This window comes from Enterococcus sp. 3G6_DIV0642 (assembly GCF_002140635.1).
Lineage (GTDB): Bacteria > Bacillota > Bacilli > Lactobacillales > Enterococcaceae > Enterococcus_D > Enterococcus_D casseliflavus.
The window spans coordinates 759,658-781,190 of the sequence record NZ_NGLH01000001.1; the positions used below are offsets into that span (position 1 = coordinate 759,658).

Here is a 21,533-nt window from a genome sequence, read left to right on the forward strand (position 1 = left end):
GACAAAACGGACAGTGTTACTTTTACACGAACTGTCATTACCAATGAAGCAACAGGTGACAAAACTTTTGGAGAATGGCAAGCTAAAGATGATGATACGACCTTTGATGCGGTGAAAAGCAAGAATATTGATGGCTACACGGCAGATGTTACGACGGTCAAAGAACAAACAGGATTGACTGTGGAAGATGAAGATAGGGAACTGACTGTGACGTATATAAAAAATCCAACCGAACCGACAGACCCATCAAAAGAGCCAAGCAACACACCAAATGATCAGACAAATCCAGAAGTTACGACATCGTCTACTGATAAGGAACCAACGACTAAAGTACCAGAAACAACAAAAACAGCAACTAGTGAAAAAATTCTTCCGAAAACTGGGGAACAAGCAACGCCGTACGGTTTGTATGGAGGAGTGGCATTGGTTGTCGCATCACTATTAGGTCTCTTTATGAAACGCTCAAAAAGAAAGAGTGAGTAAGAAGGATCGAAGAAACGCTTGAAGAAGCTTTGATCGAGTGTTGCTTATACTAAATTAGAGGTAGGAAACTGCAAACAATTTTCGAATGTTACGATTGTTTGCAGTTTTTCTGCTTTCCTTCTGCGAATAAAAAGTGAGTGATCTATGAACAGGTACTGATCACAGAAAAAAACTCGGTTCCCATCTTAGAGGGACCGAGTTTTTTTTTATAAAAATTGTTTTCTATACTGATAAACCAAACTCAGCCCGCTCACTATAAAAGCCAGAGCATACTTGTAAAGGAAGAACTGATTCCACATGTAATCTTTTGGAAAGAGAATGTCTAAAAAGACGATCGTTAGCAGCATCGCAATGGTGGAGATGTAATAAATTTTTTGCGAGTGCTCATCTTCTTTGCCAATTTTTTTAGTGTAAATATAAACCAAAGCAATGCCAAAAATCAGTAAAAGCATGCCGATACCTAGCAATAGGTTCCAGTTGGCATTAGAATATTCTGCCCATGTTTTCAGACGGTAAAATAATGCGCCGGGAATATCCGAAAGTGATTTAATGACCATATTTCCTCTCTCCTTCTGTATAAGTAAATAAATCTGTGATGTTCACTTGAAAAACGTTCGCTAGACGATAGGCTAATAAAAGCGTTGGCGTGTAGTTGCCTTTTTCCATGACAAAAATCGTTTGTTTTGAAACACCTACTTTGTCCGCAAGTTCTTGTTGAGTAAGCCTAGCTAACACCCGATATTCATATACTTTATTAGCAATAGAGTCGCCAAAATCTTCTTTCAAACGATCACCTCCCAAAACTATTGTAAACCATAGTTATATAAAAGTAAAGTTTAGTTATACTGAAGCTAACTATATTTATACTGGAATTGAATGAATTACCATAAAATAGCCGCCAGAAGTGAAGTGACGGCTGTTTTTTTTAGATATCATCAATGTCCGCTGGTAAACTTGATGCCCAAAATCCCGACTATTAATAAAGCAACGAACACCCAAGTAAGAAGGGATAGCTGGTCTTTGAAGAACACGACCCCCACAATAATCGATCCCACCGCGCCGATCCCTGTCCAAACGGGGTAAGCAATACTTAATGGTAAGTTTTTTACCGCTAAAGCCAGGAAGCCAAAGCTGAAAATCATTCCGAGTAGTGTAGAGACACTATACCAAAAGTGGGTAAATCCATTACTTAGCTTCATAGTCGAAGCCCATACCACTTCAAAAAAACCGCCTAAAAATAAATACATCCATGTCATATACTTTTTCCTCCTCAAAAAAAATAAGCATCCAGTAAACTCTTCAAGGACCTAATGAGTTTACCAAACACTTCTATCACCCGGTGGTGGTTTGGATATTGAATTAATGTAACAATAATAAAATCTTAGCTGAAAAGGGTGGGATTGTCAAATAAGTGGAAATTGTTGGTAACTATCGCTCTTTTGATTTTTAGTTGATAGTTGTCATTTTTTTCTATTGAAAGCAATTACTTTGAATAAAATGATACAATATCTATAAGTAAAAAAAGTTTTGTCAGAGTCTAGTTAAATATACATTCGCATCTTATTTAGATGGTATAGAATCTCACAATTATTTTGAAAATTAGTTAAAAATAATCTTTAGGGAAGGAGAAGAACAATGTATCAGAATAAGAGTCTAGCTATTCAAGAAACGGTATTGATTGATATTTTGAAAAAAGATACTACTCTTTACAAGATCATTAAAGATGTCTCGGCTTTAGGTATTCCAAACCTTTATGTCGGCGGTGGAAGTATCACGCAGTCTGTATGGAATCATCTTTTTTCTAAGCCCATCGGTTACGGAATAAGTGATGTGGATATCGTTTATTTTGACACAGATTTGAGTCAAGAGAAAGAACGAATGGTACTAGAACAAATAGTGAAAACTACTAAACAAAATCAATATGCGCTGGATGTAAAGAATGAGGCAAGGGTGCACCTATGGTATGAAGAAGAATTCGGGTTTTCTATTCCCGCATATACCTCTACTGAAGAAGCGATCAGTACTTGGCCCAGTACTGCAACTTCGATCGGTGTTTTTTTCGATCAGGAAAGCAAGCTCCAGGTTTTTGCCCCTTATGGCATGTATGATCTCTTTTCTGGGATAGTAAGACCAAACAAAGCGATGATTTCCCGGGAAGTTTATGAAAAAAAGATTGAAAAATGGTGTTCGAAGTGGCCAGAACTTAGTGTGATTGGCTGGCAGTAACAATTGATGAATATAGTAAGTTAAAAAGAGTACTCTAGATAGAACCTACTTGATTTTTAACATAGATCTATTCATTCTGAGTTTAGAAACCACTATTCAATAAGTATAGTTTGTTTGTATCTCGCCTAAGTTAGAATCAACAAAAGGAGCTGGATTCCCCAGCTCCTTTTATAATTGCTTTATACAGCTCAAAAAGTGGTGATAGTCACTTTTTTGCAAAATTGCTTGTTGAATATCTTCACGATCCATCAACTCTAATAAAAGACTATAGATTTCTTCGGTATCTTCATATTCGTCTTTTTGAATCGCAAAGAGAAAGACGAATTTAACCAAATCACCATTTCCCCAATCAACGCCATCAGGAATGATCGCCACTGAAACGGCTGAGCGTTTTGCCATCAATGTCATGGGGTGGGGAATAGCAAGCCACTCATTAATATTGGTCTGATTAATTGCTTCTCGTTTTTTCACACTGTCATAAAAATCTTGGGGCACAAAATCTTTTTGGTACAATTGCTGCGCCATTTTTTTTAGTAAGGTTTCTTTATCTACATGATTTTCATGAAGAAAAAATGCTTTATGAAACAATGAATAGATGCCTTCTTTTGTTTCGCTGAGCGTTTCAATAAACGGTTCGATTTTGTCAATTTCTTTATCTAGCTTGGCCATGTTGATATAAATAGAAGGAACCGAGAACTGTTCTAATGGAACGGTTGTGATCACAAAATCAATCGAAGAAAGATCACATTGTTGTAGCTCGACGTAAGAAAAGCGATCAACGACTTCGATCGTTTCTTGATAGTGCTTGATAATTTTTGCTTCAATAATACGGCTCATGGCTCGACCAGTTCCGCAAACAAGGATGACGCGATGTTTATGATGATTTCTGATAGAACTCCTTTCCATAGCACCTGCGATGTGCAAAGCAATGTAGCCGATCTCATCAGGAGAAAAATAAAAACCGTGTTTCAGGCTTACCGTTTCTAAATGAGTCAAACATAAATCATAAGCCTGTGGAAAAGATTTTCTGATCGTTGCCAGCAATGGATTGCTACGGCGTGCATCCATTAGATTCATGTTGATAAAGCCCTCAATATGAGATGTCAAATCTTCTATTAGCATCTTGTCTGTCTCTAACGCATAGTTTGACGTCTGTTTGATCGCAGTTAATAATTCTTCCACAATGGCTTTCGCAGTTTTCGTGGAAGACTCGCTTGCATCGCCTGTTTCAACTAAACGTGGTGCATTCATCGCAAGATAGTAAATGAAGTATTGTTTTTCTCCAGCAGTCAATTGTATATCAAATGCATGATCGATTTCTTCTAAGAAGTGACCAACAACTTTCTGGGCGTCTTCTTTGAGCGCGGGCACGTGCAAGGGAAATTCGTTGATCTGATGGCCAGCTATAAAGCGACTGATTGCTAAAGCAAAATGAGAAAGAATGTTTTTATGATAGTAGTCAGAGTCTAACAAGTCTAAGGGCGCCAGATGATTTAATGACAATTCTTGCAAGCGGTTCAGATCAATCGTATCAAACAACTCAAGTTCCATTTCCGTAAAGCCCACCAAATACTCTTGGAGATCTTTTTCAATCAACAGATCACTGATTGCTTGTCGCTTGGCGAATTCGTTACCCAAGACTTCAAAGCCAATATTTGGACGATTTACTATTTTTAATTGATAGGTCGCTAAATTGTCTCGAGCCGTTTTTAAGTATGAGTAAAAGGTGTTTTTACTAATAAATAATCGATCAAGAAAATCATCTAAGGATAAAGGGTTTTCATTCTTAAATAAAAGGAAAAGTAGATAGGCTTGTCGTTCTTCACTCGTAGTTAGAAAGGACTCGGTAGTCGACATACTTTCAGTCCACCAGTCATGAAATCGTTCTTTTGAACCAATAGACAACAAATAGCCTTGTCCTCGAATTAACTTGATGGAGGCACCCACATTTGTTAACAAATCATTCAAATTTGCAATGTCGGTCCGAACCGTTCGCTCAGAAATCGAGAAGCTTTTCGTTAACTCCTTCATTGGTAGCGGAGCCGTTTGTCTAGTTAATACTTCCATTAGTTCATCTAATCGTTGATAAGCAAGTTTTGACACTTGTTTCACCTCCGTGCTCTTTCTCATCATACAATAGAAAGAATAAGAATGAAATGCTTCACCAGTACCGAAAATTTCCAGAAGAGTTGGCAATCATTTTGGAAAACGCTTTACTAATGATTGCCACTTGAATTGGAAATTTGTTGTGTTTACATCGTGAATTAGAAACCGTAAATTAAACGTGTACAGAAAATAAACCACACGAATTACGCTAATGGTTTCATAATAAAGGAAAGGAGCAGATGAGATGGATTTTCAGGAAAAAAATATTCTCTTGAATGTGGCTGTTACATCAAAAGAAGAACTGTTTCACGTAATTGCGCATCATGCCTATGAATCAGGGATCGTTACCAATGCAGCAGATACATGTGCGGCATTCATTGAACGGGAAGCACAATATTCAACCGGCTTACAAGAAGGCTTTGCTATTCCACATGCAAAAGCTGAACCGGTTTTGGAACCGACTGTTTTGTTTATTCGTTTAGAGCAAGCCATCGAATGGGAAACCTTCGATGATTCGGCAGTCAAAAATGTGTTTGCTTTGATGGTTCCTAAAAAAGATGAAGGAACGGTGCATCTGCAAATGTTGAGTCGCCTAGCAACCGCATTGCTTGAAGAGACATTCATCCAGCAGATTCAACAATCAGAAGACAAAGCTTATTTAGCAGAATTGATCAAAAAGGAAATGATGGGAGAGAAAATTGTATGAAAATAGTAGGAATTTCCGCCTGTCCAGCTGGATTGGCACATACACCGATGGCGGCAAAAGCTTTAGAAAAAGCTGGTGCGAAACTTGGCTATGAGGTCAAGATCGAACAGCAAGGCTCATTAGGGCAAGTCAATGAGATCACTGCAGCCGAAGCAAAAGAAGCAGATTTCTTGCTTTTAGCGACTGACCAAAAAGTTGTTGGGATGGAACGGTTTGAAGGAAAACCGCAAATTCGAGTAAATATCAATACGTGTATCAAAGCACCGGAAGCGGTGCTGAAGAAATGTGTCGCTGCTGTTGAACAAAGAAACGCAAACTAAAGGAAAGAGGCAAGGATGATGAAAAGAGTTCTAGCAGATTTAAAAGGCCACTTGATGAGTGGAATTAGTTTTGTACTGCCATTGATTATTGGTGCTTCACTGGTTGTTGCCATTCCGAAAATGATTGCTCTTGGTATGGGGATCACAAGCTTAGATCCTTATGCTGACACGGAAGGCTTTAAACATGCGCTTTATTTGATTGAACAAGTAGGGTGGACAGGAATCGGCTTGATCAATACTGTCTTGGCTGGTTTTATCGCGTATTCTGTTGGAGATAAGGCTGCGCTAGGTGCCGGCTTTATCGGTGGTGCAGTCGCGTCTAGCACCAATGCTGGATTTTTAGGGGCAGTTATTGCTGGGTTCTTAGCAGGATACTTAGTGAAGTGGGCGAAAGAACATATCAAATTACCGGAGTCGTTTGCTGGGGTGATGCCGCTGGTAATTTTACCCTTGATTGCTACATTGTCTGTAGCAATCGTCATGGGCGCCTTACTCTCTGAGCCATTGGCGTGGATCAATACTAGTTTGGTTGAATGGATCCGAACCATGATTGAAAATGACGTTAACAAAATTTTACTGGCAGTCATCATGGGGGCAATGATTGGCTCTGACTTAGGGGGACCTGTAAACAAAGCTGCTTGGATGGCAGGAAATGTGTTACTAGCGGAAGGGGTCTATTTACCAGCCATCATCGTGAACGTTGCGATTTGTGCGGTACCATTTGGATATGCCTTAGCAACTTTGTTCCACAAAAATCGATTCAACAAAGAGCTACTGGATGCCGGGCGTAATAACTTTATTATGGGGTTCATCGGAATCACAGAAGGAGCAATTCCTTTTACATTAGTCAATCCATTACGGCTTGTGCCGATCAACATGTTGGGAGGTGCAATTGCTTCTGGTTTGGGGATCGCATTAGGAATGTATGACAAAATGCCACCAGTTGGGGGAATCTACGGCTTCTTCACTGTTGGAAACGGTTGGGCGTATTTGATTGGACTATTTGCAGGAGCAGCCTTCATCGGTTTTGTCGCACCTTTATTCGTGAATTTCAATAAGCAAGAAGAACAAACAGAAGATATTGCCCTCGATGATATTGAAGTGAGCTTTGAAAATTAAGCAACAAGGCTGATTAGCTAAATAGTAGCAAAAGAAAAGGCACGAGCAGGTGATTTTTCAAGAACGCTTTAAGGTATCTGACAAGGACAAGACTTGGGGAAGAAAACAAGAGTATTTGAAGAGAAACGATTTTCAAAATTCGAAGCATTTATGTAAGGATCAAATTATGCGTACCAGATGGAAAAAAATTTGAGAAAAATTAATAGGCACGAACGGACAACCATCGTTACGTGCCTTTTTTTATCACGGGAGAGGAATGATTGAATGAAAAAAACAGTACATGTCGTACCCCACAGTCATTGGGATCGCGAATGGTATTTTACGACGAGTCGCTCGAAAATCTATTTGATGCACGATCTAAAAAACGTCATTGAACAACTAGAAAAGGATGATCCTTATGAAAGTTTCATTTTAGATGGACAGGCTTCTCTGTTAGATGATTACTTGAAATGGCGCCCACAGGACAAAGAAAGGATTCAACAACTTGTTCAACAAGGGAAATTGATCATTGGCCCATGGTACACACAAACCGATCAATTAGTGATCTCGGGAGAAAGCATTGTTCGAAATATGTTATATGGCATGAAAATTTGTGAAGCATTCGGAACCTACATGAATGTCGGCTATGTGCCAGATTCTTTCGGACAAGCAGCCAGTATGCCACAAATCTATCGTGAGTTTGGTATCACTGACACGATGTTTTGGCGCGGTGTCAGTGATGACGATGTTAAACACACAGAGTACAAATGGCGTGGAGAAGATGGTTCTGTGGTCAATGTTTACCAGATCCCAAGTGGGTACTACATTGGCGGTGCCATTCCTGAACGAGAAGCAGAATTAGCAGAGTTCTTACATCAAGAACCGTTTAAAACGACTTGGGGACGCAGTGCAACGGATCAAGTGTATTTTCCAAATGGTTTCGACCAAGCACCAGTTAGAGAAAATCTTCCAGAATTAGTTGATCGAATGAATCAACTGTATCAGGATGAGTATGAGTTACAATTTTCAACGATTGAAAAATACATTGCTGCGGTCAAAGCACGCCATCCTGAGTTGGAAGAAATCGCTGGTGAACTGATCAACGGCAAATTGATGCGAATTCACAAAACGATTTTTTCTTCACGTCCTGATTTGAAGGCGATGAACACTCAGATCCAACATTACTTAGTCAATGTCATGGAGCCTATCTTAACCATGGCTATGCAATTAGGATTTGAGTACCCCGTAGAAACAGTCATAGAGATTTGGAAGTTAATGTTTGAAAATGCGGCGCATGATTCGATTGGTTCTTGTGTTTCTGATACGACCAACGAAGATATCTATATGCGCTATAAGCAAGCGCGAGATATTTCTATGAATCTTGTCGAATTGACGTTACGACAGATTTCTACTGCAATCAACAACCCACAAGCAAAAGAAATTACTTTTACGCTATTCAATACCTATGACACAAAACGTAATGGGGTGATCGAAGCAGAGGTCTATTTGCCGCAAAAAGAATTTGCGATCCTTGACCAGTCAGGACAGGCGTTACCTTATACGGTTTTAGAGCTTACCGACCAAACGGAGTATGTGTTGAATCAGGGGAACATATTAGATCCAGTCAAGGAGATCTATTTGCCGGAGAAAGTCTATAAAGCAAAGATTGCCATAGAAACGACTAACGTGCCGAGTATGGGGTATACCCAGCTGACAATTGATTTAAAAGGTGATACAAGTGCACCATTGCAAGAGATTACAACCAATACGATCGAAAATGAGTACTATCAGATCACTGTCAATAGCAATGGCTCGTTGGATATTCTAGATAAAACCAATCAGGTGCTTTATCAAAATCAAGGGATCATTGAAGAAAATGGCGACGATGGTGATTCATTCAATTATTCACCACCTGTGAAAGATTTTGTGATTTCATCAATTGATGCGCAACCAACGATCTCGATTCAGCAATCAGCAATCTACCAAAAGATTGATGTGGCATTCACGCTGAGGGTTCCGAAGGATTTAGCTGAACGTGCAGAAAAGAAGGTCTCGGCTTCACTGCCGATCCAATTGACGATTGTGTTAAAAAAACAATCGCAACAAATAGATTTCAAATTAACGGTTGAAAACCAACAAGTGGATAGCCATCGGGTATGTGTGCTATTTGATACCGGAATTATCTCAAAATTTTCGCTGGCTGACCAACAGTTTGGCACGTTGCAGCGTCCGGTTGTTTTTGAAAAAGAAATGGCTCTTTGGGAAGCTAATAAAGAGCAATGGAATGAGAAGCCGATCGCTATAGAAACTTGTCAATCTTTTGTCGGTTTATTTGATGCGTCCCATGGCGTAGCAGTCATGCCTCAGGGGGTACGTGAATATGAGATCGTGGGGGAAGCGTTTGATACGATTCGCTTAACGATTTTCCGAACCTATGGCTTCATGGGGAAAGAGAATCTACTGTATCGACCAGGGCGTGCTTCAGGAGAATCAGTGATTGCGACACCAGCTGCGCAGTGCCACAAAACGATGCATTTTGATTTCTCTGTTGCTTACTTTGCTCAAGGATTTGATCAAGCAAATGTTGCACAACATGCCAAACAAGCAGTAACACCGATCACGCTTTATCAATCCGCAGAATTCCTGAATTCCCGATTGATTTTTACTTTAGGGCCGGTTGAACCAACCTTACCGGCAAACTATAGTCTTTTTGAGATCAATGGCAATTTGACCCTAAGTGTATTGAAAAAAGCCGAAGCTCGTCCAGGTTATATTTTGCGTCTATACAATGGGCTTTTAGATGAAGTTGGACACGCGACGATCACATTTAACCATCCAGTGAACGTAGTAGAAACAGTCGATTTAAAAGAAGCTACAAAAGAAGCACTTCTTGTGGAAAAGAATGTAGTCACTCTTGAAAAGATAGGCCATGCAAAATTTGTGACATTGTATGTAGAATAATTGCTAGTGATCGAGAGTAAGGATATTCAAGTGCAGAGTTGAAGAAAATTCATAGTGAAAAGGTCAACCTCCCGTATACATTTTAACCAGATGTGTATGGGAGGTAGGTTTTATTTTTGACTATTTTTAACAGTTTTTGTTGAGAGTCTATCAATTCACAGCAATGAAAGGCAAAGAATTTTCTCAGCCACAGCTTTTCCTAAAATTTCCCCTCCAGTTTGAGAAAAATGCAGATGATCCCCCGAATCAAATGCAGAAGCTAATCTCGTTTTATCAGAAGGATCTCTTACCATATCATTGATATCGATCGTATTTTCTTGCGTCATTAACCATTGATTAAACGCAGTTCGGATAGCTTCTTTTTCCTCGGTCCAACTCGGCTTTCCTTGGTTGTAAGAATAGTTAAAAGGGGGAAGCGTGAGGGGAACAAACGGAATGTCGGCTTTTTTTGCCAGACTTATTAGAACTTTGTAGTGTTGGATCAACTCCTCTTTGGTAGGTAATTCTGAAAGCGGTGAGCCAGTTCCTGGATGAAATAAGTCATTTAACCCGATCAATGAAACGATCAAGTCTGGCTTTTGATCCACGACATCTGCTTGGAACCTGTTTATTCCTGCAACGCCAAAGCTGTCTTTCCAACGAGAAATCCCTGAACCAACATGTGTCAGACGATTGCCTGATATGCCAGCATTAAAGCTTGTTGCAACCAGACCACGCTTGTTGAGATTGTCGATGACGCTATCACTAAAATATCCTTGATTCGTTAAAGAATCGCCGAAAAAAGCAATGACTTTTGCATCAACATTCGTTTCTAGAGCAACTGAAGTAATACCAAAAATAAAGTTATTGGTTTCTCTTATATTCGAACGGACTAATTGATCAGACAGTAAGTTTGCCGAGGAAGATACTCGATTGATCTCGTTAGAAAATAATGCCTCTATCAGAATATCGGCTCCTTTGGTTACTGAAAAATCAAGGTCATCTGTCCATAAAGTAGACCCAGCTGGGACAATGAATTGTGGTCGATTATCTAAGGTAATAACACTAGATTGTTGGGTTCTCGGATCACTACTGATTTTTATCGACTCTACGTTTAAATCAAAAGAGTCATAGCGGTTACAAAGTTCGAGTGCTAATCGTTTTCCAGAAAGCGGCTGCTTGATTCTCAAACGTAATTTACGTCCATTAGGAGAAAAGTTTAGTACTTGGTAATTAGAAAATAATTGATGCCAAATTATTTTTTTCATCATATATCACCTTACAGTTCATCTGCAGCTTTCATTTTATCATTGAAACCAAAAAGCCAAGTCAAAAGAAAGGATAGCAAAAATGTTCCTATATGAGAGAGTAGATAAGCATAGAAGTTGTTATCGATCCCTGCAACCGGGTTGATAAAAGAGGCAAATCCTATAACCCCACCTGCGAATCCATAGTTGACCAAGTGAAGGGAGCCTGCTAAAGCTCCACCAAAAATATTTGAAAGGGTCACGAGATAGAAAACTTTTTTGTATTTTAGTAGAATACCATAGATTGCCGGTTCGCCAACACCGCATATTTGTGAAAGAGTGGCAGCAAAGGCAACTTGTTTTAGTTGAGCTTTTTTTGTTTTTAATGCGATTGAGCACGTTTCACCCGCAATACCCATCATCAATACAGACGAGAAGGCATTCATCATACTAAATCCGTTGACAGTTAAATCGTTGACGATGATCGGAATCAATGGCCAGTGCATGCCGAAGACCACTAAGACTGGAAAAAGTGCGCAATAGACTGCTCCGCCAATAATCGTATTAAAGTCAAAAATGGTACTAATTCCGAATGCAAGCCCATCACTAATAATCGTTATGATTGGTCCGATGATAAGAAGAACGGCTAAGCTTAGTACCAGAACTTCTACGATTGGTGACACAATGGAAGAAATCACGAGAGGAACAATTTTCTTTAAAAACTTTTCAACATACGTTGCTAACCAAGCAGCGACCAGAATAGGGAAAACCGAAGCTGTATAATTCATAATGGGAAATTCTATGCCAAAAATAGCGACCTTCGCAGCTGTACTTGAAGCAATAGTGACTATATTTGGATGAATGAGTATCGCACCCACGACTGCCAGAACAATAGGATTCACCTTTAATTTTTGAGCCGCAGTAAAACCTAAGATGACAGGTAAAAAATAAAAAATGCCATCTGCAATCGTACTAATCAATAGATAAGATTGCGAACTATCTTGTAGTAAACCAAACGTCACCAACGAAGCTTGTAATCCTTTGATTATTCCAGCTCCTGCAAGAAGACCGATGACGGGCATCATTGAACCTGTAATTATGCCAATAAACTGATTGAAGCCATTTCGAAATAGCTGAAGAAAATCACTATTGGAATCATTTTCTACCACTCCCTCTGTAGAATCAAAGACTTGATCATTGTTTAACTGACGCATTACTTCCTCGTAAATAGCATTTACTTTGTTTCCAACAACCACCTGATATTGTCCTTGAGCTTCTACGACGCCCATTACACCATCCAACTCTTTTATCTTATTTGTATCGGCTTTCTCTTTGTCCACTAGATAGAAACGAACACGTGTAATGCAGTGGATCACATTTTTGATATTATGTTTTCCACCAACGTACTCAATCATGTACTCCGCTAACTGTTTGTCACTCATAATAAAACCTCCTCATTTCTTTTAACCGGTTACGCTCATTTTAAATTTGTTTAAACAAATAATCAAGTATTTGTTTAAACAAATTTAAGTTTTTTGTATAGGTAGAATGATATCATGCTATAATTAACTGAAAGAGTGAGGTGGAACTATGGTGAATAAGTTTCGGGATATATATGACACTTTGAAAAATGAAATTAATGAGGGACTTTATAACGATACAATGGTTTTACCGACCGAAATGGCGTTAATTGAGCGATTTGGTACTAGCAGAAATACAGTTCGCCGAGCGATTCAACTGCTTAATGAAGATGGATTGGTTTATAGTGTGAAAGGAAGAGGGGTAGTTATTCTTGAAAGAATCGAGATTGACAAGAAGTCTTTCAAGGTAGGAAATTTTCAAGGATTGAAGGCACTATCCGCAGACACTGAGGTCGAAAAAAAAACAATTGTGCAAGAATTTCGCGAGTTGACTGTTGATGATTCATTAGCAAAAAAAATTTCATTTCCGGTTGGTGAAAGAGTATACCTTGTGAAACGATTACGAATTATTGATGGGAAAGCGATGATGTCAGATACGAGTTATTTCAAAAAAAGTATTGTTAAGGGACTTAATGAGAAAATCATAGCCGGATCAATCTACGACCATATCAGACAAAACTTAGATTTTAAAATCGCTGCATCAAAATCCATTATGAAAGTTGAGTCTGCAAAAGACTCTGACTTTAAAGAATTAGCTTTGGGAAAAAATAATTGTGTGGGGATACTGGAAAATGCGGTCTATAATGATATGGGAAAATTATTCGAATATACGACAATCAGGTATATACCTAACGAATACGCACTCATTTCATTTGATCAAAATTAAAAACTGGTTTAGCTAAATAACATAAAAGATCACAGCAAAGTGATTTCTAGTACACTGTCTGTATACTTTTTTTCTATTGCACTTTAACAAATCAACTAGCTGTCATTAATTTCTAAGTTGATAAATGAATGTGAGTTATCTAAAACAAGACCGAATAAAAAGCCAAAAGACGGGAGAATACTATGAAAATTAGAGCCGCAGCATTGTCTGATCGTAAAGAACTAGCTCACTTATCGAAGGTACTAGGCTATCCAATCGAAGAAGAAGTATTGATCGAAGGTCTAAAGAGAATCTTAGCTGAGGAGGACCATCTCTTACTGGTCGCCGAAATAAAGGGGAAAGCAGTTGGGATGATTGAAGCACAGCCGTATTCGACAGTTTATTCTGCTGGGCAATTTTTTAATATTCTAGGTTTAGTAGTGGACGATCAAGTGCAAAAGCAAGGTGTTGGTGGGAAGCTGCTGTCTGCAATTGAAGAAGAAGCCAGACAGCGAGGAATGCAAGGCATTCGATTAAATTCGAATGTCAAACGCCATGCTGCTCACAGGTTTTATGAAAACCATGGCTATCATAGCAGTCATGAACAGAAACGGTTTATCAAGGAATTATAAAAATAAAAAGACGCTGGAGGAGCGACAAACGACACTCCAGCGTCTTTTTTGTATTCACTTTAATTGGTTCAAAAGACTAATATTTATGGAATCAATGCCAACAACAGCCGTTTAATCTCCTCATAAACCTCTCCGGTTTCCGGCGTCACACGTTGACGATTCTGAATGATAAAAAGATCACGATAGCGGTACTCTGGATCAAGTTCCTGCCAAGGCAACTCTTGTGGTAACGAGAGTTTCGAGATGATCGATTTGCCGATGTTTTGTTTTAGTAGGGACAAAATCACTTCGCTGTTATTGGCTTTGATGATTTGCGGATGCAAGTGCTGTGCGTACAGATAGGTTTCGTTAATGTAGTACATCCCCGAGTCGTTTTCCCGCAAGACCCAAAAATCAGAAGCGAGGTTGCCTGCTAACACCAATTCATCGCGATAGACGAATTCTTTTTGGATCAATGGCGAAACGATTGATTTTTCGATCAGGCCAATATGGGCTTTGTTTGATTCGACGGCATCGATTACTTCTTGCGAATTCATGATTTTGATTTCAAAGGCAAACGTTGGAAATTCTTCAATCAGCTGCGCCATGATACTGGGCAGTAAGTAGACGGCGGTGGTATTTGAACAAGCGAGCACACACGCTGTTTTAAAATTTTTGGTGTCTTTGGCTTGCGAAAAAATAGTGGACAATGAGCGGAGAGACTCGACCACACGAGGATACAAAAACTCCGCTTGGCTGGTGGGTAAAATCAATTGTTTTCCTTTACGTTCAAAAAGTTTGAAGCCAAGTTCCGCCTCTAATCGTTGGATTTGCAAGGAGATCGTTGGCTGAGTTTTATAGAGCTGTTTGGCGGCAAGGCTAAAGTTTCTAGTTTCATAAACAACAATGAAGGTTTTGAGCAATTCAATCATTTTGCGGACTCCTTTATTATTAATAAAATTTATAATTAGTATTTAAAAGTACAATTTTACAAATAGTTATCAGGTGATTATAGTATAAGTGTAGAGAAAAAAGAAAGCAAATTTAATTGAAATTTTCATACATTAAGAAAGGATGAGTTGATGAAAACATCGATCCAGCATTTTTTACATTCATTGCCAATCCCGATTTGCGGCTTGATTTTAGGCACTGTGTCTTTGGGGAATTTATTGTATTCAGAAGGAATGGAGACGGTTGGAAATGCGTTTTGCACCCTTGGTATTTTCATCATGGGGCTCTTCCTTCTGAAAGTATGCTTTACATTTAAGCACACGATGTCAGAGTTGCAAAACCCAATCGTTGCTTCGGTTGCGCCGACCTTTACGATGGCGCTGATGGTGATTTCCACTGTTTTTGAACGGGTCATTCCCAATGCAGTGGTGAATGATCTGCTCTGGTGGGGGGCTATCGGCTTACATTTTGCTTTAATGATCTATTTTGTTGTCGTGCATATTTTGCCTGTCGACCTTTCGCTGGAATACATTTATCCAAGCTGGTTTATTACCTTCGTCGGGATTGGCGTCATTCCCAATACTTCTGCTGTCTTTTTTAAAGAGCTAGGAGAAGTGATTGTCTGGATCGCATTGGTATTGTATTTTGCACTTTTGCCGATTATTTTAAAGCGAATCGTCCATCAAAAACTGACGGAACGTGCGGCAGTTCCATTGATCACGATTTTAACCGCGCCGGGTTCTCTTTGCTTAGCAGGTTACCTTTCCGTATTTGAACAAGGCTCTGCTTGGTTTGTCGCCTTTATGCTGTTATTGTCACAAACGATTTATTTCTTTGTCGTCGCTTATATGAAAAACATGCTGGCAGTCGGGTTTTACCCAAGCTATGCGGCATTTACGTTTCCTCTTGTGATCTCGGCGACTGCAATGTTCAAATCAGCACTGTTTTTTGCAAATCACCCACTGATATTTGGGTTTCTACAAGCCTTAACGATTATTGAAACAAGCTTTGCCGTAATCGTCGTCAGCTATGTGTTAGGAAAATATGCAATTCATTTGTATCAGCAAACCAAAGCGCTGATTGCCGGTCATAGTTACTAAGGAAACACAAAAAAATCATCTATTTTTTGAGAAAATGCGTACTATACGCAAAACAATAGTACAAGTATTTGAAAAGAAAGGGAAGGGATCGCACATGAAAAGTACAAGCAGAAAAGTTGTCGTTGTCGGAACAGGTTTCGTTGGAACGAGCATTGCGTATTCCATGATCAATCAAGGACTGATCAATGAATTGGTCTTGATCGATGTCAATCGGGACAAAGCAGAAGGAGAAGCCCTCGATTTGTTAGACGGTATGTCATGGGGGCAAGAAAACATCAAAGTTTGGGCGGGAGAGTATTCGGAATGTAAAGATGCTGACATCGTCGTTATTACCGCAGGGGTCAACCAAAAGCCAGGACAAACACGGCTTGAATTGATCGATGTGAACGCCGAAATTATGGCAAGCGTCACAAAACAAGTGATGGCTTCAGGTTTTGATGGCGTGCTTGTCATCGCTTCAAACCCAGTCGATGTCTTAACTTATCAAGCATGGCGTGTGTCAGGGTTGCCAGCCAATCGTGTCGTTGGTACGGGAACGACCCTCGATACCACAAGACTTCGAAAAGAAGTGGCGGCAAAATTAGCCATCGATCCACGGAATATTCATGGGTATATCATTGGGGAACACGGTGATTCGGAAGTCGCTGTCTGGTCCCATACAACGATCGGTGGGCAACCGATCCTAGAATTGATCAAGCAAAAGGATCGTTTGACCGTTGCCGATTTAGCGGTTCTTTCTGAACGAGTAAAAAATGCTGCCTATGAAATCATCGATCGAAAACAAGCAACTTTTTACGGGATAGGGATGAGTGTCGCAAGAATCGTTCGAGCGATCTTAAATGATGAGCAAGCGATTCTGCCGGTATCTTCCTACCTTAATGGGGAATATGGCATCAACGATTTATTCACAGGGGTTCCTGCAGTCGTGGACCAAAACGGCGTCCGCGAAATTATTGAATTGACGCTTACCCCTGAGGAAAAACGGCAGTTTGATACTTCGTGTCATCAGTTACGAGCAGTAATTTCCACAATTGGACAAAGCAAAGTCAGCTGATCTCAAGAATACCAGTAATGAAAACCTCGTGTTCGTTTTTGCCAAGCATGGTTCGACTATTTACGGTCGGCCATGCTTTTTTTACATCTAGCCAAGAATGTTAAAAGGAAATGGCGTATTTTACGCGAAACGCCCACTATTCAACTCTCTTTTTCCTCACTCCTTTAAAAAAAACATCCTCAGTGAATGACAGAAAAAGAATGATCGATCAACCTTACAAACTTTCCGAGTTGTAAAAAGTGACAAAGTGTCACCTTGTGTGGTATTCTTCAAAAAGTGACACTTTGTCAATATTTGGAAAACAGGAGGAAAGAGCAATGTTTCTGGCTATAAAAGAAATGCGTTATTCAAAATTAAGATATGGGCTGATCGTAGGAATCATGTTTTTGATCGCCTATGTTGTTTTTATATTGTCTGGCTTAGCTACCGGACTTAACTGGGATTTTAAAAAGGCCATCGTCGACTGGGATTCATCCGCGATCGTTTTATCAGAAGATGCGAATGACACATTTGCGGCTTCGCAATTGACGAGAGGGGATCTAGACCGTGTAGAAGGGACCCAAAAAGCCCCGATTGGTCTATACAGCAGTGTCATCACGGTCAACGATGAACAAGTCAATGTGACTGTTTTTGGTACACAAGAGGATGCGTTCTTGTTACCAGAAGTCTTAGAAGGCAAGCTGTTTTCACAAGAAAATGAGATCACGATTTCAGAAAACTTAGCAGAAGAAGGTATCAAGGTCAGGGATCAAGTGAAAATCGGGCGTTCAGATGAAACCTTCAAAGTCGTTGGGATCACCCCAGAAACGTCTTATACGGTGTCACCAGTTATTTATACTTCCCTCGATACTTGGACGAAAATGAAGTTTGCTAACCAACCATTTGCATCTGACAAGGAGCAGCCCATCAATATCATTGTGACCAAATCAAGTGATCCGAAAGTCGATAACCAAGAAGGAACTCAGCTCAAAGTGTTGGCAACGGAAGACTTTATTGAAAAGCTTCCTGGATTTTCTGCTCAAAACTTGACCTTAAATGCCATGATCTACTTCTTATTTGTTGTTGCAACGGCAATCGTGGGGATTTTCATGTATGTAATCACCCTACAAAAAACGGCGATTTTTGGTGTGATGAAAGCCCAAGGGATTCGGACCAGCTTTATTGCCAAATCAATTATTGCGCAAGCATTTATGGTCGGTGTGATCGGGGTAGCCCTAGCCTTTGCGGCGGCATACGGCACCAGTTTGTTTTTACCAGATGCCATGCCATTTTTCTTTGAATTCAAGCAATGGCTGCTTTATAGCGGCATCTTGATTCTCGTGGCAGTTCTAGGCGGCTTATTCTCCATTCGGACGGTCACAAAAGTCGATCCAATTACGGCAATAGGAGGGTAACAAAGATGAAAGACATTTTAGTAATGAAGGATATTATAAAAAAATTTGGCAAGCAGCATACCGAAGTAACTGCATTAAAAGGACTGAATTTTCATGTTCAAGAAGGGGAATTTGTCAGTATCATCGGTCCTTCTGGTTCAGGAAAAAGTACCTTTTTGACCATCGCTGGCGGCTTACAAAGTCCAACATCGGGAGAGATCATTATCAACCAGGTGAACTTTTCCCAATTAAATGAAAAGCAACGAGGAAAGTTGCGTTTTAAAGAGATTGGGTTTATCTTGCAAAGCTCGAATTTGATCCCTTTTTTAACGGTAAAGGAACAATTTTATTTGGTCGACAAAGTTTCAAGAAAAGCCAAGGAAAAGGAACGGATTGATGAATTGCTTGCTTCATTAGATATTCTCGATCTTCAAGACAAGTTTCCCCGCGATTTATCTGGTGGGGAACGTCAACGAGTAGCGATCGGCCGGGCGTTGTTTAATGACCCAAGCTTGATTTTGGCGGATGAACCAACTGCCAGCTTAGACACCGATCATGCGTATGAAGTGGTGAAGTTATTGGTGAAAGAAGCGCATGAGAAAAAGAAAGCGACAGTCATGGTCACTCACGACGAGCGAATGATCCAATGGAGTGATCGTATTTTCCGAATGGAAGATGGCAATCTGATCGAACAAAACGCCCCGTCAAGAGAAACTGCACAAGTCTGAGTGGAAAAGTAGAGGGATTTGTTTATAATAGAGGGAGTAGATTGCGAATGATGGAGGAGAATCCCTTGCCAAGTACAACATTTTTTCATTTAAAACAAGCGAAAAAAGAAAAAATCGATGCCGTGCTTTTAGAAGAATTCTTCAGCAAGCACATCAGTCAAGTCAAGGTCTCTGCCATCGTCGAAAAGTCGCACATTTCTAGAGGGGCCTTTTACAAGTACTTTCAAAACTTAGAAGATGCCTATGACTATGCGATCGCCGACTATTCAAACCAAATCCATTCCGCGATTTTTACGTTTATCAATCGCAACAAAAATGATTTTTTCAAAGGGATCGAAGAATACTTGGCTTGGTGCAGTCAATGGTCACCTGAAGATGATCATTGGAAAATGATCCACTTATGTACCCAAAGCAATGCCTGGACGAAGCGCGATGCGATCCCTGACGATTCGCCCATGATTCGCCAATGGTTGGAGCTGTTGGAAGAAAATCGCTTCACGATCCATGATACGCAAGAAGCCGTCAGTTTCCTTTACTTTATTATGGCGGTCGTGATGGATAGTCTGACAGATTTTATTTCGAATGAATGGACCGCAAAAGAGCTGATCAAAGATTTTCGCTATAAGGTGCAATGGATCAAGTATGGAATCAAAGAAGACAATGAAGAAGAATGAATGCTTCGGCAAGAGGATGGAGCAAATGCCTCGCACGGCGGAGAAGTTCATTTACAAAGAAAGAGGTGTCCGACAACTGAAATAGTTGTCGGACACCTCTTTTTTGAGGGAATGATTATTTTTTATTTACACGTTTCGCAATGATCGGCAAGATCAAGCCAATCAAAAGAAAGGCGATTGGCGTAATGATATTTAAGGCCAATTGGAAGAACCAAGCTTGCGGATCTGCCGCATAATCAAGTTTAGGAACCATCCCTAAAATGCAGGCAAAGGCCGTGAACAAGAAGCACCATAAGCCGATCCCAAAGCCAACCTTGGTGTTTTTCACGAATTTATAATCGGAAGTAAAGCGATTGGCGTGTTTGTTGACTAGCATAAAGGCTAAGAAGACCCATAAGTAACGCAATGGCATGACAACCGAATTCAAGTTCAGCAACCAACGATACAGTTCGGTCATATTGCCGATTCCTAGTGCTGGAATGATGATCAAAATGCTGACTAGGATACCTGTCATAATATACCCGTTTACTGGTGTTCCTTTTTTGTTTAGTTTTGCTAAGCCATTTGGTACAAATTCTGAATCAGCATCAGACAATAATATTTTCAATGGGGCATCTATTGAAAAAGCCAAAGCAGAGATTTGCGCTAACGCATTGGCGATGGAATAAAGAATGACAAAGAAATTGCCGATTCCGTAGAAGTTTCCTAGTCGTTGAAAGGCTTCATAAGCGCCGTTGACCATCAAATCTTCTGGAATATGGTTGGCATCAAAAAGCATCCCCATAGCAATCGAGCCGAGCAAGGCACATAACGCCACCATACCGGCTAAAAAGATCATACCTTTTGGAAATTCTTTGGCAGGATTTTTTGTGTTATTTACGTAAGGCGAGATTTTTTCACAGCCACCTACTGCAAATACCAGCATCGAGATCGTGGTTAAATAGGTAAAGTCAAATTTAGGGATATAGGTTGAAACAGATGACATGTTTGGTGTAGCAATTTCAGCACCAGTCATTGCTGGAGCAGTGACTGCTAAAAGAATAAAAAGAATCGACATCACGAACATGGCTGTTCCGGCGATGTTCCCAATCATTTTTAAGGTCGTCAATCCTTTAGAGGCAATCCATAAAAAGAATAGAAAAATAGCTAAACAAATCAACGAGACTTCCATGGAGCCCATCGTTGATACAAATGTACCATTTCCTTTAAATAACCAACTTAATGATACTAAGATTCCTTGGGGTTTTTGTGCCAAATAAGGCACGTGAACGACCCAATAAGTCCAAGCAGCAAAAAAAGCCAACCGCTTTGTTGAGGTTTCTTTGATCCATGAGGAGACCCCACCACTTGACTCTTTGAAGGTCGATCCTAACTGACCAACACTTAATGCATAGGGTACAAAATAAAGAGCCATAATTAATAGCCACGAAACAACAACAGTCAACCCTTGTTGAGCGTAGTTGTTTACAACATTTCCCAGTCCCCAAACAGAGACGAACGCCATCAGCGCAATATTATACCAGCGTAATTGTTTCTCATTCATCGCTTTCTCCTTCTTAAAATGATTTTTCTGACTGGTTAAAATAGAGCGTTTTTTGAAATTTAGTGAGAAAAAAATTTCTTTCCATAA

The 21,533-nt window shown here is 39.9% G+C and carries 21 protein-coding genes; 13 read left to right on the forward strand and 8 right to left on the reverse strand.

Features of this window, described 5'->3' with window-relative positions:
* On the forward strand, positions 1-483 hold a 483-nt coding region (locus tag A5878_RS03630; RefSeq protein WP_143353836.1), incomplete at its 5' end, for an LPXTG cell wall anchor domain-containing protein.
* A 206-nt stretch (positions 484-689) separates the two neighbouring features.
* On the opposite strand, the gene A5878_RS03635 is transcribed toward A5878_RS03630, so the two are convergent.
* The 3 genes from A5878_RS03635 to A5878_RS03645 form a co-directional block, all read right to left on the reverse strand.
* Positions 690-1,040 (reverse strand): DUF2178 domain-containing protein, encoded by a 351-nt coding sequence (locus A5878_RS03635; RefSeq protein WP_086294615.1) that lies wholly within the window; start codon positions 1,038-1,040, stop codon positions 690-692.
* A complete protein-coding gene (locus A5878_RS03640) occupies positions 1,030-1,269 on the reverse strand; it encodes a helix-turn-helix transcriptional regulator (protein WP_086294616.1) in 240 nt (79 codons plus the stop codon). Before A5878_RS03640 ends, A5878_RS03635 begins: the two co-directional genes overlap by 11 nt.
* 149 nt (positions 1,270-1,418) lie before the next feature.
* On the reverse strand, positions 1,419-1,739 hold the full coding sequence (locus tag A5878_RS03645) for a multidrug efflux SMR transporter (RefSeq protein WP_086294617.1): 321 nt from the start codon (positions 1,737-1,739) through the stop codon (positions 1,419-1,421).
* Positions 1,740-2,118: 379 nt separating this feature from the next.
* Here A5878_RS03645 and A5878_RS03650 point away from each other — a divergent pair, with 379 nt between their 5' ends.
* Positions 2,119-2,709 (forward strand): nucleotidyltransferase family protein, encoded by a 591-nt coding sequence (locus A5878_RS03650; RefSeq protein ID WP_086294618.1) that lies wholly within the window; start codon positions 2,119-2,121, stop codon positions 2,707-2,709.
* 168 nt (positions 2,710-2,877) lie between these two features.
* On the opposite strand, the gene A5878_RS03655 is transcribed toward A5878_RS03650, so the two are convergent.
* Entirely contained in the window at positions 2,878-4,812 is a 1,935-nt protein-coding gene (locus A5878_RS03655; protein ID WP_143353828.1) for a BglG family transcription antiterminator, read from the reverse strand.
* Between the two features lie 247 nt (positions 4,813-5,059).
* On the opposite strand from A5878_RS03655, the gene A5878_RS03660 reads away from it, so the two are divergent.
* The 4 genes from A5878_RS03660 to mngB all read left to right on the forward strand — a co-directional run bounded on the left by A5878_RS03660 (position 5,060) and on the right by mngB (position 9,900).
* The gene (locus A5878_RS03660; RefSeq protein WP_086294620.1) at positions 5,060-5,521 is read left to right on the forward strand and encodes a PTS sugar transporter subunit IIA; all 462 of its coding nucleotides are present in this window, start codon (positions 5,060-5,062) and stop codon (positions 5,519-5,521) included.
* A complete protein-coding gene (locus tag A5878_RS03665) occupies positions 5,518-5,841 on the forward strand; it encodes a PTS fructose transporter subunit IIB (RefSeq protein WP_005237427.1) in 324 nt (107 codons plus the stop codon). The genes A5878_RS03660 and A5878_RS03665 overlap by 4 nt, the downstream gene beginning before the upstream one ends.
* An 18-nt stretch (positions 5,842-5,859) precedes the next feature.
* Positions 5,860-6,960 (forward strand): PTS fructose transporter subunit IIC, encoded by a 1,101-nt coding sequence (locus A5878_RS03670; RefSeq protein WP_015509121.1) that lies wholly within the window; start codon positions 5,860-5,862, stop codon positions 6,958-6,960.
* Between the two features lie 264 nt (positions 6,961-7,224).
* A complete protein-coding gene (mngB, locus tag A5878_RS03675; protein WP_086294621.1) occupies positions 7,225-9,900 on the forward strand; it encodes a mannosylglycerate hydrolase in 2,676 nt (891 codons plus the stop codon).
* Between the two features lie 155 nt (positions 9,901-10,055).
* Here mngB and A5878_RS03680 read toward each other — a convergent pair whose 3' ends face one another.
* Both A5878_RS03680 and A5878_RS03685 read right to left on the reverse strand, forming a co-directional pair.
* Positions 10,056-11,147: an SGNH/GDSL hydrolase family protein gene (locus A5878_RS03680; protein ID WP_236596213.1), complete on the reverse strand. Its 1,092-nt coding sequence runs from the start codon at positions 11,145-11,147 to the stop codon at positions 10,056-10,058.
* Between the two features lie 11 nt (positions 11,148-11,158).
* On the reverse strand, positions 11,159-12,568 hold the full coding sequence (locus A5878_RS03685; RefSeq protein ID WP_086294623.1) for a PTS transporter subunit EIIC: 1,410 nt from the start codon (positions 12,566-12,568) through the stop codon (positions 11,159-11,161).
* Positions 12,569-12,716: 148 nt separating this feature from the next.
* On the opposite strand from A5878_RS03685, the gene A5878_RS03690 reads away from it, so the two are divergent.
* Positions 12,717-13,433, forward strand: a complete 717-nt coding sequence (locus tag A5878_RS03690) for a GntR family transcriptional regulator (RefSeq protein ID WP_086294624.1) — start codon at positions 12,717-12,719, stop codon at positions 13,431-13,433.
* A 182-nt stretch (positions 13,434-13,615) separates the two neighbouring features.
* Positions 13,616-14,044: a GNAT family N-acetyltransferase gene (locus A5878_RS03695; RefSeq protein ID WP_086294625.1), complete on the forward strand. Its 429-nt coding sequence runs from the start codon at positions 13,616-13,618 to the stop codon at positions 14,042-14,044.
* 83 nt (positions 14,045-14,127) lie between these two features.
* Here the strand turns inward: A5878_RS03695 and A5878_RS03700 are convergent, their stop codons facing one another.
* Positions 14,128-14,955 (reverse strand): LysR family transcriptional regulator, encoded by an 828-nt coding sequence (locus A5878_RS03700; RefSeq protein ID WP_086294626.1) that lies wholly within the window; start codon positions 14,953-14,955, stop codon positions 14,128-14,130.
* 150 nt (positions 14,956-15,105) lie between these two features.
* Between A5878_RS03700 and A5878_RS03705 the strand changes: the two genes are divergently transcribed.
* The 5 genes from A5878_RS03705 to A5878_RS03725 all read left to right on the forward strand — a co-directional run bounded on the left by A5878_RS03705 (position 15,106) and on the right by A5878_RS03725 (position 19,903).
* Positions 15,106-16,074, forward strand: a complete 969-nt coding sequence (locus A5878_RS03705) for a TDT family transporter (RefSeq protein WP_086294627.1) — start codon at positions 15,106-15,108, stop codon at positions 16,072-16,074.
* A 94-nt stretch (positions 16,075-16,168) separates the two neighbouring features.
* On the forward strand, positions 16,169-17,128 hold the full coding sequence (locus tag A5878_RS03710; protein ID WP_086294628.1) for an L-lactate dehydrogenase: 960 nt from the start codon (positions 16,169-16,171) through the stop codon (positions 17,126-17,128).
* 317 nt (positions 17,129-17,445) lie between these two features.
* Complete coding sequence (locus A5878_RS03715; protein WP_086294629.1) at positions 17,446-18,522, forward strand: ABC transporter permease; 1,077 nt, start codon at positions 17,446-17,448, stop codon at positions 18,520-18,522.
* A gap of 5 nt (positions 18,523-18,527) precedes the next feature.
* Positions 18,528-19,229, forward strand: a complete 702-nt coding sequence (locus A5878_RS03720; protein ID WP_086294630.1) for an ABC transporter ATP-binding protein — start codon at positions 18,528-18,530, stop codon at positions 19,227-19,229.
* A gap of 47 nt (positions 19,230-19,276) precedes the next feature.
* Positions 19,277-19,903 (forward strand): TetR family transcriptional regulator, encoded by a 627-nt coding sequence (locus A5878_RS03725; protein ID WP_086294631.1) that lies wholly within the window; start codon positions 19,277-19,279, stop codon positions 19,901-19,903.
* A gap of 115 nt (positions 19,904-20,018) precedes the next feature.
* On the opposite strand, the gene A5878_RS03730 is transcribed toward A5878_RS03725, so the two are convergent.
* On the reverse strand, positions 20,019-21,446 hold the full coding sequence (locus A5878_RS03730; protein WP_005225272.1) for an APC family permease: 1,428 nt from the start codon (positions 21,444-21,446) through the stop codon (positions 20,019-20,021).
* Positions 21,447-21,533 lie beyond the last annotated feature (87 nt).

Coding starts and splice junctions, on each gene's coding strand:
- A5878_RS03670 (WP_015509121.1), top strand. CDS start 5,860: ATGAAAAGAGTTCTAGCAGATTTAAAAGGCCACTTGATGAGTGGAATT.
- A5878_RS03685 (WP_086294623.1), bottom strand. CDS start 12,568: ATGAGTGACAAACAGTTAGCGGAGTACATGATTGAGTACGTTGGTGGA.
- A5878_RS03645 (WP_086294617.1), bottom strand. CDS start 1,739: ATGACATGGATGTATTTATTTTTAGGCGGTTTTTTTGAAGTGGTATGG.
- A5878_RS03715 (WP_086294629.1), top strand. CDS start 17,446: ATGTTTCTGGCTATAAAAGAAATGCGTTATTCAAAATTAAGATATGGG.
- A5878_RS03650 (WP_086294618.1), top strand. CDS start 2,119: ATGTATCAGAATAAGAGTCTAGCTATTCAAGAAACGGTATTGATTGAT.
- A5878_RS03725 (WP_086294631.1), top strand. CDS start 19,277: ATGATGGAGGAGAATCCCTTGCCAAGTACAACATTTTTTCATTTAAAA.
- A5878_RS03680 (WP_236596213.1), bottom strand. CDS start 11,147: ATGAAAAAAATAATTTGGCATCAATTATTTTCTAATTACCAAGTACTA.
- mngB (WP_086294621.1), top strand. CDS start 7,225: ATGAAAAAAACAGTACATGTCGTACCCCACAGTCATTGGGATCGCGAA.
- A5878_RS03730 (WP_005225272.1), bottom strand. CDS start 21,446: ATGAATGAGAAACAATTACGCTGGTATAATATTGCGCTGATGGCGTTC.
- A5878_RS03720 (WP_086294630.1), top strand. CDS start 18,528: ATGAAAGACATTTTAGTAATGAAGGATATTATAAAAAAATTTGGCAAG.
- A5878_RS03635 (WP_086294615.1), bottom strand. CDS start 1,040: ATGGTCATTAAATCACTTTCGGATATTCCCGGCGCATTATTTTACCGT.
- A5878_RS03690 (WP_086294624.1), top strand. CDS start 12,717: ATGGTGAATAAGTTTCGGGATATATATGACACTTTGAAAAATGAAATT.
- A5878_RS03695 (WP_086294625.1), top strand. CDS start 13,616: ATGAAAATTAGAGCCGCAGCATTGTCTGATCGTAAAGAACTAGCTCAC.
- A5878_RS03700 (WP_086294626.1), bottom strand. CDS start 14,955: ATGATTGAATTGCTCAAAACCTTCATTGTTGTTTATGAAACTAGAAAC.
- A5878_RS03710 (WP_086294628.1), top strand. CDS start 16,169: ATGAAAAGTACAAGCAGAAAAGTTGTCGTTGTCGGAACAGGTTTCGTT.
- A5878_RS03660 (WP_086294620.1), top strand. CDS start 5,060: ATGGATTTTCAGGAAAAAAATATTCTCTTGAATGTGGCTGTTACATCA.
- A5878_RS03665 (WP_005237427.1), top strand. CDS start 5,518: ATGAAAATAGTAGGAATTTCCGCCTGTCCAGCTGGATTGGCACATACA.
- A5878_RS03705 (WP_086294627.1), top strand. CDS start 15,106: ATGAAAACATCGATCCAGCATTTTTTACATTCATTGCCAATCCCGATT.